This is a genomic window from Campylobacter sp. CH278 (assembly GCF_004378845.1).
In the GTDB taxonomy this organism is placed as follows: domain Bacteria; phylum Campylobacterota; class Campylobacteria; order Campylobacterales; family Campylobacteraceae; genus Campylobacter_D; species Campylobacter_D jejuni.
Map to the genome: position 1 here is coordinate 1 of NZ_RYXZ01000008.1, position 15419 is coordinate 15419.

The 15419-nt window shown below is 27.8% G+C and carries 11 protein-coding genes and 2 pseudogenes; all 13 read left to right on the plus strand.

Annotation, left to right across the window (positions count from 1 at the left end):
* Positions 1–501 (plus strand): annotated as a pseudogene (locus ELQ04_RS07000) (glycosyltransferase family 2 protein); the annotation flags it as partial.
* Between the two features lie 33 nt (positions 502–534).
* The gene (locus ELQ04_RS07005) at positions 535–1641 is read left to right on the plus strand and encodes a radical SAM protein (RefSeq protein WP_002864445.1); all 1107 of its coding nucleotides are present in this window, start codon (positions 535–537) and stop codon (positions 1639–1641) included.
* A 9-nt stretch (positions 1642–1650) separates the two neighbouring features.
* Positions 1651–4746 (plus strand): HAD-IA family hydrolase, encoded by a 3096-nt coding sequence (locus ELQ04_RS07010; protein ID WP_002852392.1) that lies wholly within the window; start codon positions 1651–1653, stop codon positions 4744–4746.
* Between the two features lie 2 nt (positions 4747–4748).
* Entirely contained in the window at positions 4749–6497 is a 1749-nt protein-coding gene (locus tag ELQ04_RS07015; RefSeq protein ID WP_002858440.1) for a capsule biosynthesis protein CapA, read from the plus strand.
* A complete protein-coding gene (locus tag ELQ04_RS07020) occupies positions 6497–7042 on the plus strand; it encodes a dTDP-4-dehydrorhamnose 3,5-epimerase family protein (RefSeq protein WP_044778289.1) in 546 nt (181 codons plus the stop codon). The genes ELQ04_RS07015 and ELQ04_RS07020 overlap by 1 nt, the downstream gene beginning before the upstream one ends.
* A gap of 2 nt (positions 7043–7044) precedes the next feature.
* Positions 7045–7974 carry an FkbM family methyltransferase gene (locus tag ELQ04_RS07025; RefSeq protein WP_134224483.1) on the plus strand — a complete coding sequence of 310 codons (930 nt, stop codon included), beginning with the start codon at positions 7045–7047 and terminating at the stop codon, positions 7972–7974.
* Positions 7975–7977: 3 nt separating this feature from the next.
* On the plus strand, positions 7978–9078 hold the full coding sequence (locus ELQ04_RS07030) for a GDP-L-fucose synthase (RefSeq protein WP_044778291.1): 1101 nt from the start codon (positions 7978–7980) through the stop codon (positions 9076–9078).
* 80 nt (positions 9079–9158) lie between these two features.
* Positions 9159–10199: an NAD-dependent epimerase/dehydratase family protein gene (locus tag ELQ04_RS07035; RefSeq protein WP_044778293.1), complete on the plus strand. Its 1041-nt coding sequence runs from the start codon at positions 9159–9161 to the stop codon at positions 10197–10199.
* 8 nt (positions 10200–10207) lie between these two features.
* A complete protein-coding gene (locus ELQ04_RS07040; protein WP_044778295.1) occupies positions 10208–11239 on the plus strand; it encodes a GDP-mannose 4,6-dehydratase in 1032 nt (343 codons plus the stop codon).
* Positions 11236–12255, plus strand: a complete 1020-nt coding sequence (gene hddA, locus ELQ04_RS07045; RefSeq protein WP_044778296.1) for a D-glycero-D-manno-heptose 7-phosphate kinase — start codon at positions 11236–11238, stop codon at positions 12253–12255. Before ELQ04_RS07040 ends, hddA begins: the two co-directional genes overlap by 4 nt.
* The gene (gmhA2, locus tag ELQ04_RS07050; RefSeq protein WP_044778297.1) at positions 12243–12848 is read left to right on the plus strand and encodes a D-sedoheptulose 7-phosphate isomerase; all 606 of its coding nucleotides are present in this window, start codon (positions 12243–12245) and stop codon (positions 12846–12848) included. The genes hddA and gmhA2 overlap by 13 nt, the downstream gene beginning before the upstream one ends.
* Positions 12836–13501 (plus strand): D-glycero-D-manno-heptose 1-phosphate guanosyltransferase, encoded by a 666-nt coding sequence (gene hddC / locus ELQ04_RS07055; protein WP_002857908.1) that lies wholly within the window; start codon positions 12836–12838, stop codon positions 13499–13501. The genes gmhA2 and hddC overlap by 13 nt, the downstream gene beginning before the upstream one ends.
* Before the next feature lie 50 nt (positions 13502–13551).
* Positions 13552–15415, plus strand: a pseudogene (locus tag ELQ04_RS07060) (DUF2972 domain-containing protein).
* The last annotated feature ends 4 nt before the right edge of the window (positions 15416–15419 follow it).

Here is a 15419-nt window from a genome sequence, read left to right on the forward strand (position 1 = left end):
TTGGATTTTTTAAAAAGATTTTCGCAAGATTTTCGCAAGATTTTAAAAGATAAAGAGCTTGATGAGAATTTATTCGGAAATATAAATATGCAAAGAATTAATAAAATAATTGAAAATCCTGTAATATATTATTATTTTTCTAGAGGAGCTAGAGCTCGTTTGCAAAACCAGCTGGTATATAGATTGGGTAAAGTTGTTGTTGAGGCAAAGTCATTTAATAAAATTATTAAATTACCTTTTCTTATGCTCAAAATTTGCCTTGAGCATAATTTTGAGCATAAAGTTTATAGGTCTATTGTACAATTTAGACCAGATTTGAAGCTTCTTCCATTAGAGTGTTATTTGGATTATCATGAAGCATTAGTTATAAAAGAGCATTTATCTTATAAATTTGGAAAATTGATTTTGCTTTCTTTTAAGGGATGGTATAAAGGGAAGATTTTTATTTTGCCATTTATGTTAAAAAAAAGATATAAGGAATATAAGAATAAGATGATATAATATTTTTGGCAGTTTGTTTTAAAGGATGTTTTAATGCAGCGATTTAAAAAATGGTTTTTGTCTATCATAAAAAATTTCAAGCAACATGAAAAAATTAAGATAGATCTTAATAATACAAAGATAGATCTTAATAATACAAAGATAGATCTTAATAATACAAAGATAGATCTTAATAATACAAAGATAGATCTTAATAATACAAAGATAGATCTTAATAATACAAAGATAGATCTTAATAATACAAAGATAGATCTTAATAATACAAAGATAGATCTTAATAATACAAAGATAGAACTATCGCAATTAAAAAAAGAGCACTATAAAGTATTAGATTTTCATTTAAGAAAAATTACACCTCAAGCTTTTTTAGAGATTGTTGAAATTCATTTAGCCGAATCATGTAATTTAAATTGTTTTGGTTGTAATCATTTTTCACAAATAGCTGAAAAAGAATTTCCAGATATAGAAATTTTTAAAAAAGATATGCAAAGACTTTCAGAAATATCTAAAGGTATTGTCGGAACTTTTAGATTGATGGGTGGCGAACCTCTTTTAAATCCCAATTGTATACAGTTTTTTGACATTACAAGATATTTTTTTCCAAAAAGTGCCATTTGGTTGGTAACTAATGGTATTTTACTTGATAAGCAAAATGAGGATTTTTGGAATTCATGCCAAAGGAATAAAATGCAAATTCGTCCAACAAAGTATCCTATAAAAATTAATTGGGATTTGATTAAAGATAAGTGTGATCAATATGATATCCCCTTGATATTTTTTAACAATGGAGAGTTGGAAAAAACTTCTTGGAAATTTTCTCTAGATCCTTCTGGAAATTGTGATAATTACCATAGTTTTACAAATTGTAGTATGGCAAATCACTGTGTTCAGTTTAAAGATGGAAAGCTATTTACTTGTACCTTTCCTGCACATGTACAGCATTTTAATAAAAAGTATGGAAATCATTTTGAAGTTTGCGAATTTGACTTTATTGATATTTATAAAGCCAAGGATTATCAAGAAATTTTATTTTTTCTTTCTAAGCCTATTCCTTTTTGTAGATATTGCAAGGTATCACAATGGGCAGAAATTGGAAAATGGCGTTCTAGCAATAAAACAAAACATGAATATTTAATTTGAAAGTGTATTATGATAAAAAAAATTCTTCTTATTACTCCAGAACTAGAATATACAGGAGCTTTAAATAGTTTTAAAAGAATATGTGAAGTATTATTGAATAATAAATATGCTGTAGATATTTGGACCTATAATGAAGGACCTTATATTAGTGAGTTTGATAAATTAGGCGTATATGTTGAAGTTATTTCAGAAGATGATATTGATTCTAAATGGGTGCATGAAAGAATTTCAAAATATTCATTGGTCATAGCAAATACTATAGTAGTATATAAATGTGTTGAGTTGATCCAAAATTTAACTCCTGTTGTTTGGTATATTAGAGAGGCTGAAAATCTTCCTGATTTTTTTTGGAAGCCAGAAAGGAAGTTGGCTTTAGAAAAAGCTAAAAAACTTTATGTGGTTAGTGAGTATGCAAAGGATTTTATAATTCATAATTATAATAAAAATGTAGAGGTTTTACATAATTATGTAGATGATGTTTTTTATGAAAAGCATGACGATTTTTTAAAACAGATAAAGTCAGATAAATTAAAATTTTTAGCTTTAGGGACTATTGAAAAAAGAAAAGGTTATGATGTGTTGTTACAAGCTTTCATTGATCTTCCAGTAGATATAAGGGATCAATGTGAGCTTCATTTTGCTGGAAGATTTTGGGAGGGAGCTAAAGATTTTTTCCCCAAGATTTTATCATTAGCCAAAAAATTTCCAAACATTTTTTATCACGGGGAATTAAGAGATAGAAAAAAAATACACTCTTTGATTTTCCAATGCAATGTTATGGTTGTACCATCTAGAGATGAATCGTGCTCTTTGGTTGCATTGGAAGGTGCGATGATGTCTAAACCATTGATATTAACTGAAAATATTGGAGCTAAATATATTTTAGATGAAAATAGTGGATGGTTGGTTAAAACCGGTAGCGTAGATTCTTTAAAAAATGCTTTTATACAAGCGTATAAAAATAAAAATAAGTTAGATGCAATGGGTGCAAATTCTAGGAATAATTATCTTCAAACATCCACTTATGAAATTTATGAAAAAAATATTTTAAAAATGGTTCGAGATGAAATTTGTAAAAATCAATATTTATATCGTATTAATCAAGAAAATTATGTACTTTTTTCTTTTGATATTTTTGACACTTTAATTTCTAGAAATATAGCTAAACCTAGTGCTGTATTTTTAATAATGAAACAAAAAATGAGAAATATGGATTTTCCTTTAAATTTAGTTAAAAATTTTGATAGAATAAGAGTGGAGGTTGAGCAGTATTATTATCGAAATGTGTGTAAAAATAAATATGAAGATACCAATTTTGATGAAATTTATAATTTATTACAGCAGAATTTTTCTTTAAGTTTTCAACAAAAAGAGGAGTTAATGAAACTCGAAATTAATACTGAAAAAGAGACATTATATCCAATTAAAAAAAATATAGAATTGGTTGAAGAGCTTATTAAAAATGAAAAGAGAGTTGTTTTAATTTCTGATATGTATTTTAGTTCTTCTATTATTAGAACCTTTTTAAATAAATTTTCCCCTATTTTTAATAATATTCCAATATATATGTCATCAGAGTTTAGATTAAAAAAAAATAGCGGGAATTTGTTTAAGGCTATATTAAATTTAGAAAAAGTTGATCCAAAAAAATGGATTCATTGCGGCGATAATTGGGTGGGGGATTATCTTAAGCCCTCAAATTTGGAAATTTCTACAAATTTTTATATTAATCAGTTGCTTCCATATGAAGAATTTGCATTAAACCGTAATTCATTAGATATGGATTTGCAAAAAATAATTGGAATATCTAAAAAGATAAGACTTGAGAATACCTTGACTAACTTGCAAGAGATAGGAGTTTCATTTGGTGCCCCTATGCTATTACCTTATGTTCAGTGGATTTTAAATATTGCTTTAAAAAACTCTATTAGATGTTTATATTTTATAGCAAGAGATGGTTATGTATTGCAAAAAATGACCGATATGTTAATTCAAGCAAAAAAAATTAATATTAAAACAAAATACTTGTATGGTTCTCGAGAGTCTTGGAGAGAGCCTTTTAGAAATAAAGATAAGTTAAAAATACAGCTAATTGATGAGTATTTGGATCAAGAAATTGATAAACAAGAAATTTTTGCTTTTGTTGAGTGCTGTGGCACGGGTGAAACTTTGGATTATATTGTAAAAAGAATTGAAAGTAATCAACAATTTAAAAATATGTTTTTTGGCAGTTTATATTTATATCGTAGTAAATTAAATAAAACTAAAACTCAATCTTTATTTATGCTCCCTTTAAATGAAAATTATACTTATGGTATAGAATTATTTGTTCGTTCGTTACAAGGTCAGGTTTTAGGATATGATAAAAAAGATGGTAGAGTGATTCCTGTTTTTGATTTTTTAGAAGGGGAGGCTTTGCAAAAGTTTAGATATGATGAATATATCGATGGGGTAATGCTTTTTATGGAGTATATAGTAAAAACTGATAATTATGAAAAAATCTTTGACAATATGAATGTAACTATTTTATATCTGAATTATTTAAGCAATAATTATATAGATAAAAAATTTATCGAAATTATGGGAAATGTTCCATTTATTCTTAATGGAGTAAAAGATAGAGTGGGTATTTTCGCTCCTAGGTTAAACAACAAAATAACATTAGATCAAAAAAATTCTTTTTTTAACTGGTCTGTTTTAAGAAGTTGTAAAGATATTAGAGTTAAATATAATATGGATAATGATTGTTATTTTGGCCTTATCGGTGCTGTAGATATTATAAAATCTCATCTTTCTTATAAATTGGGTAAAGTTATACTTTTAAATATTAAAAATCCTTTAAAATGGATAAAGCTGATAGTTTTAATTCCTATTTTAATTTTTTCTCATCATGAGCAAAAAAAAATTTATTTAACTGAAAAAAAAATAAACATAGATTTGAGTTTTTATAAAGATTACAATGAGGCAATTATGGTTAGAAATTTTTTTTCCTATCAGCTTGGAGAGCTTATTTTAAAAACATCTAGAAAATGGAATGTTTTAGCTATAGTGATTTTACCTTATAAGATTGCACAGCTATATAGAAAGAAATTTAAGAAAGGATAATAATGGATAATTCAAAACCTCTCATAATTGCAGGAAGGGATGATGGATTTGGAGAGAGAATGAGAGCATTATTAAATGCTCTTTATATATCTAAAAAATTTGGTTTTAAATTCGGTTTTGTATGGAGAGATATTAATAATATTCAAAATTTATTAGATGGTAAAGTATTGATTCCTTGGGCAAATTTGCCAACTAGAGAGTATTTGTTTGATCAAGATTTTATTAAAAGTTATTATAGACAAGATATAGAATTCGCTTATGAAACACCAGTATTGTGGAGTTTGTATAGACAAAGCATTAAAAATATTTTGAAAAAACCTTACGAAAAAGAATGGGGGTGGTATTCAACTCAAGGTGATCTTAGTGAATATTTTACAGATGTTGACGAGGGCGAATATAGAACAGAGTTGGTTTCATGTTGGAAACAAATAGATTTTTCATCTCATGTTAAAAAAATTTTTGAAAAAGCTCATAGTAAATTTTTAGACATTGGAAAGTTTGTTGCTATACATATTAGAACAGGTGAGGTTATTCATGATGAATTTTATAGAAATATACTATATCATTGTAGATATAAAATCTTTCCATACCCATTTGCTTTAGAGATTGCTCTAAAAGAAATAAAAAAAGGACATCGTGTTATTTTTTTTGGAGATGATCTTAATTTAATACAGAATTTAAAAGAATATTGTTCTTTCAATAAACAAGCTCAAGAAAATATTTTTTCAATAGATGATATCATAGCTTTCGAACAATTAGATAATGGATATGATAGATTACTTTTTGAATTGGTTTTAATGTCTAAATCTGAGTATATATTTGGTTCTGGGACAACAGGATTTTCAAGATGTGCTAGTTGGATAGAAAATAAAATTTTTATCAATATATTCGATCATTTGTCGCTCATTGAACAATATGAGATTATTTTAAAATATATTGATATTGAAAATATTGATGACTTGTATCGATCGTGCAATTATTTTTTCCTTTTTTTACTTTCGGAACAATTGAATTTAAATTTTGATATAAAATTAAGATATTTAAGTAAATCTTTAAGGTATGATTCTGGTAGCTTAAATTCTGAAGTGTTTTATATTAATTTGTTGTTGCAAAATGAAAAATTTAAAGAAGCAGATGATAGGTTGGAGCAAGTAATTTGTAAAAATAAAAAAAAGTTTTTCGACTTATTGCTAGGATATGGCCAAAATCCAACTTTTCCTTACGATATTTATATGAATTATTATTTTAAAGATTTTGATCAGTATAGTAATATTTTCTATGTTGCATGTAGGATTTTTTCTGAATTTAATATTCCAGAATCTAGGGTCAATACTTATTATCCTAATTTTCATCCTATAATATTTGATCAATTTAAAATGTTTATTTTTAAAGATCTTCCTAAAAGCGATCAAGAAATAGGTGCTGTAAAAAAGATTCGTAATCATTTAGCTTATAAACTTGGCGTTGCTGCTATTAAAAATTCTAAATCTTTATGGGGATATATAAGGATGCCATATGTTTTGTCTTACATAAGAGATATGCATAAAGAAAGCCAAAATAAAATGGATAAAAAATCTATTAGTTTAGAATATTATTCTGATTATGAGTCGGCTTTAAAAGAAAAAGAGGGTTTTGTTTATAAATTAGGACAGATTATAATCAAAGCTCATAAAAATTGGCATAAAGGAGGATATATTATGTTGTGGTTTGAGGTTAAAAAATTAAAAAAAGAATTTAAAAAAGGAAAATAATGGCAATAGAATTTGATATACAAGAATCAAAAATTTTAAAAGGAGTGTATATCATAACTCCTAATAAATTTAGAGATTTAAGAGGTGAAATTTGGACAGCTTTTACAAGCAAGGCTGTAGATAAGCTTTTGCCAAGTGAACTAAAATTTATACACGATAAATTTATACATTCTAAACATAATGTTATCCGCGGTATCCATGGTGATGTAAAAACTTACAAGCTTGCTACTTGTGTTTATGGAGAAATTCATCAAGTTGTGGTAGATTGTAGAAAAAATTCTCCAACCTATTTAAAGTATGAAAAATTTATCATAAATCAAGATAATCAACAAATTATCTTAGTTCCAGCAGGTTTTGGAAATGCACATTATGTTAGTAGTGAAAGTGCAGTTTATTATTATAAATGCGCATATAAAGGAGATTATGTGGATGCACCTGATCAATTTACTTATGCATGGAATGATGAAAGAATCGGTATAGATTGGCCAACAAATTCTCCTATTCTTTCAGAACGTGATATTTTAGCAACTAAAAATAAAGGATAAATATGGAAAAATTATTACAAGAGTTAAATGTTAATATTAAAGTTGGCAATCAATTGTCTTATCAAATTTTAATGTCAAATATTATTTCAAATTTAAATATTGATAAAAGAGATAAGGAAATTTTATTCCTATTATTACAAGATAGAGATAGAAATTATATTCGCATAAATAACAATGAGCAGTGTTATAGGAATATTGTAAATTATTTAAATCTTATTCGACCTTTGGAACTGCCTTTGTATAATTTACTAAGAATTGGTGGTAATGGAGATGGTGGTTATGTAATGTATAATGGGGGGGGGTGTATGAGCAATATTGATGCAAAAGCTCTTTCTTTGGGTGTTTCAGACAGTTCCCCTTGGGATTTGGAAATGGCTCAAAGAGGATTTAAGGTAATTGAATATGATGCTAGCATAGAAAAATGTCCTTATAGTCATGAAAATATTATTTTTCATAAAAAATTTATAGGCAATACAAATAACGAAAATACAATTACTTTAGCACAAGCTTTAAAAGATAATAATTTAGATGAGAGTAGGCCAAATATTTTGCAATGTGATATTGAAAATTGTGAATGGGATATGCTTGAAAATATTGATATAAGTATTTTAAATAAATATTTTTCACAAGTTATATTCGAATTTCATGGGTGTAATCCTGAAGAGCAAGATGGGGTTGAAAAAAGAATAAGTTTACTAAAAAAACTTAATGAATATTTTATTCCAATACATACACATTTAAATAATCACGGAAAGATTTTTTATTCTAAGGGATTATTTTTTAGCACTACCTTAGAAGTAAGTTATCTAAGAAGAAATGAGTTAAATTTAATGCAGGGTTTACATTACAGAAAAGAATGCGGAAATTTGCAAAATTTAGATTTTCCAGTTTGGCCATCTAATCCTGAAATTCCATTAAGATTTCAAGGATAAATGATGCAAAAAGATTCTAAAATTTACATAACGGGTCATAGTGGTCTTGTGGGCAGTGCTATACTTAATGAACTTAAGCAACAAGGTTATAAAAATCTTGTTTTTAAAACTCACTTTGAGCTCGATTTAACAAACCAAAAGGCTGTGGCTGATTTTTTTGAGAGAGAAAAGCCAGAATATGTTATTTTAGCAGCAGCTAAAGCGGGTGGAATTCTAGCTAATAATACTTATCGTGCTGATTTTATTTATCAAAATTTAATGATAGAGTGCAATGTTATTCATAATGCTTATTTGCATAAAGTAAAAAAGCTACTTTTCATAGCTTCAACTACAGTTTATCCTAAAAATGCAACATTACCAACTAGTGAAGATCAAATGTTAAGTGGAGATCTTGAGTATGCTAACAAACCTTACGCAATCGCTAAAATTTCAGGCTTGATGCTTTGTGAAAGTTATAATTTGCAATACAATACAAATTTTATAGCAATCACTCCTACAAATTTATATGGCAATAACGATAAATTTGATCTTGAAAAATCTCATGTATTGCCTGGAATTTTAAGAAAAATGCATTTAGCGAAGCTTTTAAATGAAAAACGATATGAGGACTTATTAAATGATTTAAAATTTGATTCCATTGAAGAAGCTAAGAATTATTTAAAAAAATTTGGTGTAGATGAGAATAATGTTGAAATTTGGGGTAGTGGAAAACCGACAAGAGAATTTTTACATAGTCAAGATTTAGCAAATGCTTGTTTATTTATCATGAATAATATAGATTTTAAAGATTTAAAAGGTGGTAATACTGAGATTATCAACACTCATTTAAATATAGGCCCACATAAGAATATCACTATTAAAGAATTAGCAGAATTAATCAAAAATATAGTAGGATTTAAGGGAAATTTAGTTTTTAATTTAAATCGCCCAGATGGTGCAATGCAGAAATTTACAGATTGCTCAAAAATTCATTCTTTAGGTTGGAAACATAAAATTGATTTAGAAAAAGGAATTCAAATGATGTATGAATGGTATAAAAATAATCAAGAAACTCAGAATAATAATAACAGCTCGATTAGATGGGGGGGGGGGATTAAGCTTTGAATACTTTATCTTTTCAAGCATTCAATCTTTTTATACAAATAATATTTATGATTTTGCAAATTCTACAAAAAGGGTTTGCAATGCTTAAAGATTCTAAAATTTATATAGCAGGGCATGGCGGCACTTTAGGAAAAACTCTTTATAATACACTTAAAGATGAGGGTTTTAATAATATTATCATAAAAACAAGAAAAGAATTGGATTTAGTAGATCAAAAAGCTGTAGCTGATTTTTTTGCAAAAGAAAAACCAGAATATGTTTTTTTATGTGCTGCTAAGCTTGATACTTTAGGGCTTTTTACTCCAGCTGATGTAATCTATGAAAATAGTGTACTTCAAGCAAATATTATTCATTCATCTTATCAAAATAATGTTAAAAAGCTTGTTTTTTATGGTTCTGCTTGGGCTTACCCTCAAAAAGCTATAAATCCTATTAAAGAAGAGAATTTATTAGATGGAAAGTTAGATTTAAAAGCTGTTGCATATGGTTTGCCAAAAATTATAGGAACAAAAATGTGCGAAAGTTATAATTTGCAATATGGAACAAATTTTATCACTTTATATCTTGCAAATTTATATGGAGAAACAACCGAGTTTGATTTGCAAAAAGCAAAAGTTTTACCAGCTTTGTTGCGTAAATTTCATTTAGCAAAACTTTTAGATGAAAATAAAATTGATGAGGTTTTAAAGGATTTGCAAATGAATTCCTTAGAACAAGCAATGGAATATTTGCAAAAATTTGGTGTAAGTAAAGATAGTGTGGAAATTTGGGGTGGTGGTAGTGTAATTAGGGAATTTATTCATGCAAAAGATTTAGTTGACGCTTCTATTTATGTGATGAAAAATATAAATTTTAAAGATATTGCTTCATCTAATGAACCGCATCTTAATGTAGGAAGTGGGGAATTTTTAAGCATAAAAGAACTTGCCTTTTTGATAAAAAATATTGTTGAATTTAAGGGTGAAATTGTGTTTAACAATTCAAAACCAGATTCTACAATGGATAGAATGTTAGATAGTTCAAGGTTGCAAAATTTAGGCTGGAGGGCAAAAATCAAGCTTGAAGATGGCATTAAGATGATGTATGAATGGTATTTAAAAGAGCAAAATATAAGACAATAGGAAAAATTATGAAAAAAACAGCGTTAATTACAGGATTTACAGGGCAAGTTGGCTCGCAAATGGCAGATTTTTTGCTAGAAAACACAGATTATGAAGTTATAGGAATGATGCGTTGGCAAGAGAGTATGGACAATATCTATCATTTAAGCGACAGGATAAATAAAAAAGATAGAATAAGTATTTTTTATGCAGATTTAAATGATTACTCTAGTCTTCAAAAGCTTTTTGAAAGCAAAAGACCTGATTTTATCTTTCATCTAGCAGCCCAATCTTATCCAAAAACTTCTTTTGATATACCTATAGAAACTTTACAAACCAACATAATAGGCACGGCAAATATCCTAGAAAACATTAGAATTTTAAAGGCAAAAGAGGGGTATGACCCTGTGGTTCATGTATGCTCTTCAAGCGAAGTTTATGGTAAGGCGAAAGTAGGCATTAAACTTAATGAAGAAACAGCCTTTCACGGTGCAAGTCCTTATAGTATAAGCAAAATTGGCACCGATTATTTGGGAAGATTTTATGGCGAAGCTTATGGGATTCGCACTTTTGTTACAAGAATGGGAACGCATAGTGGTCCAAGAAGAAGTGATGTGTTTTTTGAAAGCACGGTGGCAAAACAAATCGCACTCATTGAAGCGGGTTATCAAGAGCCTATTATTAAGGTTGGAAATCTCTCAAGCATAAGAACTTTTCAAGATGCCAGAGATGCCATAAGGGCTTATTATCTACTTTCATTGGAAAGTCAAAAAGGTAATATTCCTTGCGGGGAAGCTTTTAATATAGCGGGAGAAGAGGTTTTTAAGCTCCCTGAAGTTATAGAAATTCTTTTATCATTTTCTACAAGAAAAGATATAAAAATAGAGCAAGATGAGCAAAGACTGCGCCCAATTGATGCGGATTATCAAATGTTTGATAACACAAAAATCAAAAGTTTTATTGACTGGAAACCCCAAATTCCAGCTAGAAAAATGTTTGAGGATCTATTAAATCATTGGAGGGATGAGATAAAAAAAGGAAGGATACCATTAAATAGATGAAAACCATACGCACACAAACTCCTCTTCGTCTTGGTTTAGCAGGTGGTGGAACTGATATTAATTTGTATTGTGATAAATATACAGGTTATGTTTTAAATGCGACTATATCTTTATATATACATTGCACTTTGATCGAAAGAGAAGATAGAAGAATTATTTTTGATTCACCTGATACAAATTCTCATTGTGAGTACGAAAGCAAAGAATTCTTAGAAAATGATGGAAAATTAGATATTTTTAAAAGTATTTATAATCGTATTGTAAAAGATTTTACAAAAAAACCTTTAAGTTTTTCTTTGCACACTTATTCAGATGTACCAAGTGGTAGTGGGCTAGGTGGAAGCTCGACCTTAGTTGTAGGGGTTATAAAGGTTTTTGCAGAGTGGCTTAATCTTCCTTTAGGGGAATATGAAATCGCTAAACTTGCTTATGAGATAGAAAGAGAAGATTTAGGTATAGTAGGTGGAGCGCAAGATCAATACGCCGCAACTTTTGGTGGTTTTAATTTTATGGAATTTTATGATAATAAAAGAGTCATTGTTAATCCTTTGCGTATTAAAAACTGGATTGCAAGTGAGCTTGAAGCTAGAATTGTGCTTTATTTTACAAATATTACAAGAGAAGCAAAAGACATAGAAGAACATAAAAAAGGAAAGCTTGGAGATGAAAAGTCTTTAGAAGCAATGCACGCTATAAAACAAGATGCTATAAAGATGAAGGAAGCTTTATTTAAGGCGGACTTTGATACTTTGGCACAAATTTTAGGCAAGTCTTGGCAGTCAAAAAAAATTATTTCTGAAATTGTTAGTAATGATGAACTTGAAAGAATTTATCATTTAGCTATGCAAAATGGAGCTTATAGTGGCAAAACTAGTGGAGCAGGAGCAGGTGGATTTATGTTTTTCTTCGTAGATCCTACTAAAAAATACAACTTAATCAAAGCTTTAAGTAAAGAGCAAGGCTGGGTGCAAGATTTTTCATTTACAAAAGAGGGGGTTAAATCATGGAAATTATAAATAATTATATAAAAGAACATTTTCAAGAATCAATTTTATTAAAAGAGCAAATTTTAAAAGATGAGAATTTAATAACTCTTATTAAAAATGCTTCATTAGAAATCATAAAAGCTTATAAAAATAATAACAAAACTTTACTAGCAGGAAACGGCGGTAGTGCAGCTGATGCACAGCACATCGCAGGAGAATTTGTAAGTAGGTTTTATTTTGATAGACCCGGTATCGCAAGTATTGCACTTACTACAGATACTAGCATATTAACAGCTATTGGTAATGACTATGGTTATGAAAATTTGTTTGCTAGACAAGTGCAAGCTCAAGGTGTTAAGGGAGATGTTTTTATAGGCATTTCAACAAGTGGAAATAGTAAAAATATCTTAAAAGCTTTAGAGTTTTGCAAACAAAAAGAAATCATAAGTATAGGCTTAAGTGGAGCTAGTGGCGGGGCTATGAATGAACTTTGTGATTATTGTATAAAAGTGCCTTCAACTTGCACGCCAAGAATTCAAGAAGCGCATATTTTAATAGGACATATTATTTGTGCTATTGTCGAAGAAGAGCTTTTTGGTAAAGGTTTTTCTTGCAAGCAATAATACTTTGTGGCGGCTTAGGAACAAGACTTAAAAGTATTATAAAAGACATTCCAAAGCCTATGGCACCGATAAATGATAAGCCTTTTTTAGAATTTATTTTTGAGTATCTTAAAAAGCAAGGTATAAAAGAAGTAATTTTAGCAGTATCATACAAATATGAAGTGATAAAAGAGTATTTTAAAGATGAGTTTTTAGGTATAAAAATAAAATACAGCATCGAAAAAGAGCCTCTAGGAACAGGTGGAGCCATAAAAGAGACTTTGAAATTTGTAAAAAATGAAGCTTATGTTTTAAATGGTGATACTTTTTTTGACATAGATTTAAGTAAATTAAAGCTAAATGAAAGTAAAATTTGTCTTGCTTTAAAACAAATGAATGATTTTGATAGATACGGCACAGTAAATGTTGATGAACAAGATCTTGTAATTTCTTTTGAGGAAAAGGTATTTAAAAAGCAAGGTTTAATCAATGGTGGAATTTATCTTTTAACTAAAGATATTTTTAATGATTTTGCTTTGCAGGAAAAATTTTCTTTTGAAGAGTTTTTACAAGAAAATTATAAAAAACTAAAGGCTAGGGCTTGTATTTTTGATGATTATTTTATAGATATTGGTGTGCCTGAGGATTATTATCATTTTCTAATCAATAATTGAATATAATTATTTCTTGTTTTTTTGATTGATTTATTTTAAAGGAAAAACCCATGCTCAACCCAAATTCAGCCATAGAAAGAGTAAAAAACCATTTAGCTTATAAACTAGGTCAAACTGTGATAGAACATAGACATAACGGGGGGGGGGTATATAGCATTATTTAAAAAACTCTATAAAATCAAAAAACAACATAAAAAAGAACAAAAAATTTATCAACAAATCATACAAGTCTTTCCCCAACTTAAATACCCAAGTTTAGAAACATGTTCTGATTATAATGAAGCTTTAAGATGTAAATTCCATTTATCTTACATGATAGGTGAAGTTTTAATTAAGGCTTATCAGAATTGGTATAAAGGAGGTGGATTTAAATTAAAAAATAATATTAAAAAAGCAAATAAAGAATTTCAAATTTTTAGAGAAATTCTAAAAGAATTTAAAGAATTAAATGGTGAAACTTTAAAAGCTATTCAAGATAATAAACAATTATTCCTAAAAGAATTTCCAAGAATAAAAAATATCTTAAAAACACATCAAGATTATCAACCTATACTAGATAATATCTTTCACAACTTTAATTATTTTATAAAAAATTTCGATCTTATAGAAGAATGGTTATTATCAGATGATTTCAAAGAAAAATATAAAAAAGAAAACCATCCTTATCCTTCATTACTTGATCCTAAAAAACTTAATGATGAAAATGAAAAAATCAATTATCATAACATACCTGCTGAACTTGCTTGGAAGATGAATTTGCCTTTACCACCCAATTATGAGTTTATGTGGTTTTTTAGCCATGGTGCTGGCGCGTTTACTTTAGGTCAATTTTTTTATCATTTGTTTAAAATTAATATATTGGATTATTTTTGTGGAGGAGACGGGGATATCCGTTATTATAAATTTTATAATAAATTGTTAGAATTAAAAGATAAAAGAAATATTATTACTATAAATGATATAGACCCATCATGGTATGGCAATCAGCATAAAAGAGATAAATTATTTTCATCTTTTCAAAAAATAACTCCTATTCTATTTCAGATAAGGGATCCTATAGAATTGATTAAACATGCTTATGGTAGAAAATGGGGAAATAATTTAGCCAAAACAAAAGAATTTGATTTGAGTTATCAATTTAATGATATCATAACGGAAGTAGAAGTATATAATTATAATTTGCCTAATACTTTGGAAGGACAAAGGCCGCAATCGTTTTTATGGAAATCTTTAATCGAATGTTTTGATAAATTTAATGATTGTTTTTATTTAGATATCTCAAAGATAAGAGGTGAAGAAACTATTCACACATTAAATTATCTATCAAATAAATTTAATTTGAAACAAATTAAGATTAACGATAAAGAGTTTGTAACAAAAAGTTACTTTAAAGGAAATTTATATTTTCTATTGCCTTTGACTTTGTATTTAAATAAAGAAGACTTAAATACAAATATTCCGAATAAAAAGATTAATAAAAACAATAGTTTGATAATTAATATTAATTTTTTTCAAAATGATAATAACTTATTTAATTTATATTCTGAGCTTAGTATTTTGGATATGGATAGTTCAGTGGGTTTTTATATCGATAAGCAAGATTATAATAAATTAAAAAATGATAGTATTTTTTATAAGCAAGTAATAGATTATCTTCGGAATTTTGCTTATGAATTAAAAAATAGAATTCAAATAGAAGAAGATTTGATGCTTAAAGTTGAAGATGTTTTGAGACATTTATATAATAATAAAAATGCTAGAGTAAGTGCTAAAAATATCTTGGATGAAGAATTGGTTTATATTAAACAACATCGTCCAGATATAGTAGCATCTTGGAAATACTATCAAGAATTTGAGAAGATGTGTAAAGAGTTGGATGGTGATGTCCATGAAAAAGATTTTCAAATTAAATAAAAAA

Bases quoted from the DNA above. Each gene is read 5' to 3' on its own strand.
- ELQ04_RS07005 (WP_002864445.1), top strand. From the start codon at position 535: ATGCAGCGATTTAAAAAATGGTTTTTGTCTATCATAAAAAATTTCAAG.
- ELQ04_RS07010 (WP_002852392.1), top strand. From the start codon at position 1,651: ATGATAAAAAAAATTCTTCTTATTACTCCAGAACTAGAATATACAGGA.
- ELQ04_RS07015 (WP_002858440.1), top strand. From the start codon at position 4,749: ATGGATAATTCAAAACCTCTCATAATTGCAGGAAGGGATGATGGATTT.
- ELQ04_RS07020 (WP_044778289.1), top strand. From the start codon at position 6,497: ATGGCAATAGAATTTGATATACAAGAATCAAAAATTTTAAAAGGAGTG.
- ELQ04_RS07025 (WP_134224483.1), top strand. From the start codon at position 7,045: ATGGAAAAATTATTACAAGAGTTAAATGTTAATATTAAAGTTGGCAAT.
- ELQ04_RS07030 (WP_044778291.1), top strand. From the start codon at position 7,978: ATGCAAAAAGATTCTAAAATTTACATAACGGGTCATAGTGGTCTTGTG.
- ELQ04_RS07035 (WP_044778293.1), top strand. From the start codon at position 9,159: ATGCTTAAAGATTCTAAAATTTATATAGCAGGGCATGGCGGCACTTTA.
- ELQ04_RS07040 (WP_044778295.1), top strand. From the start codon at position 10,208: ATGAAAAAAACAGCGTTAATTACAGGATTTACAGGGCAAGTTGGCTCG.
- hddA (WP_044778296.1), top strand. From the start codon at position 11,236: ATGAAAACCATACGCACACAAACTCCTCTTCGTCTTGGTTTAGCAGGT.
- gmhA2 (WP_044778297.1), top strand. From the start codon at position 12,243: ATGGAAATTATAAATAATTATATAAAAGAACATTTTCAAGAATCAATT.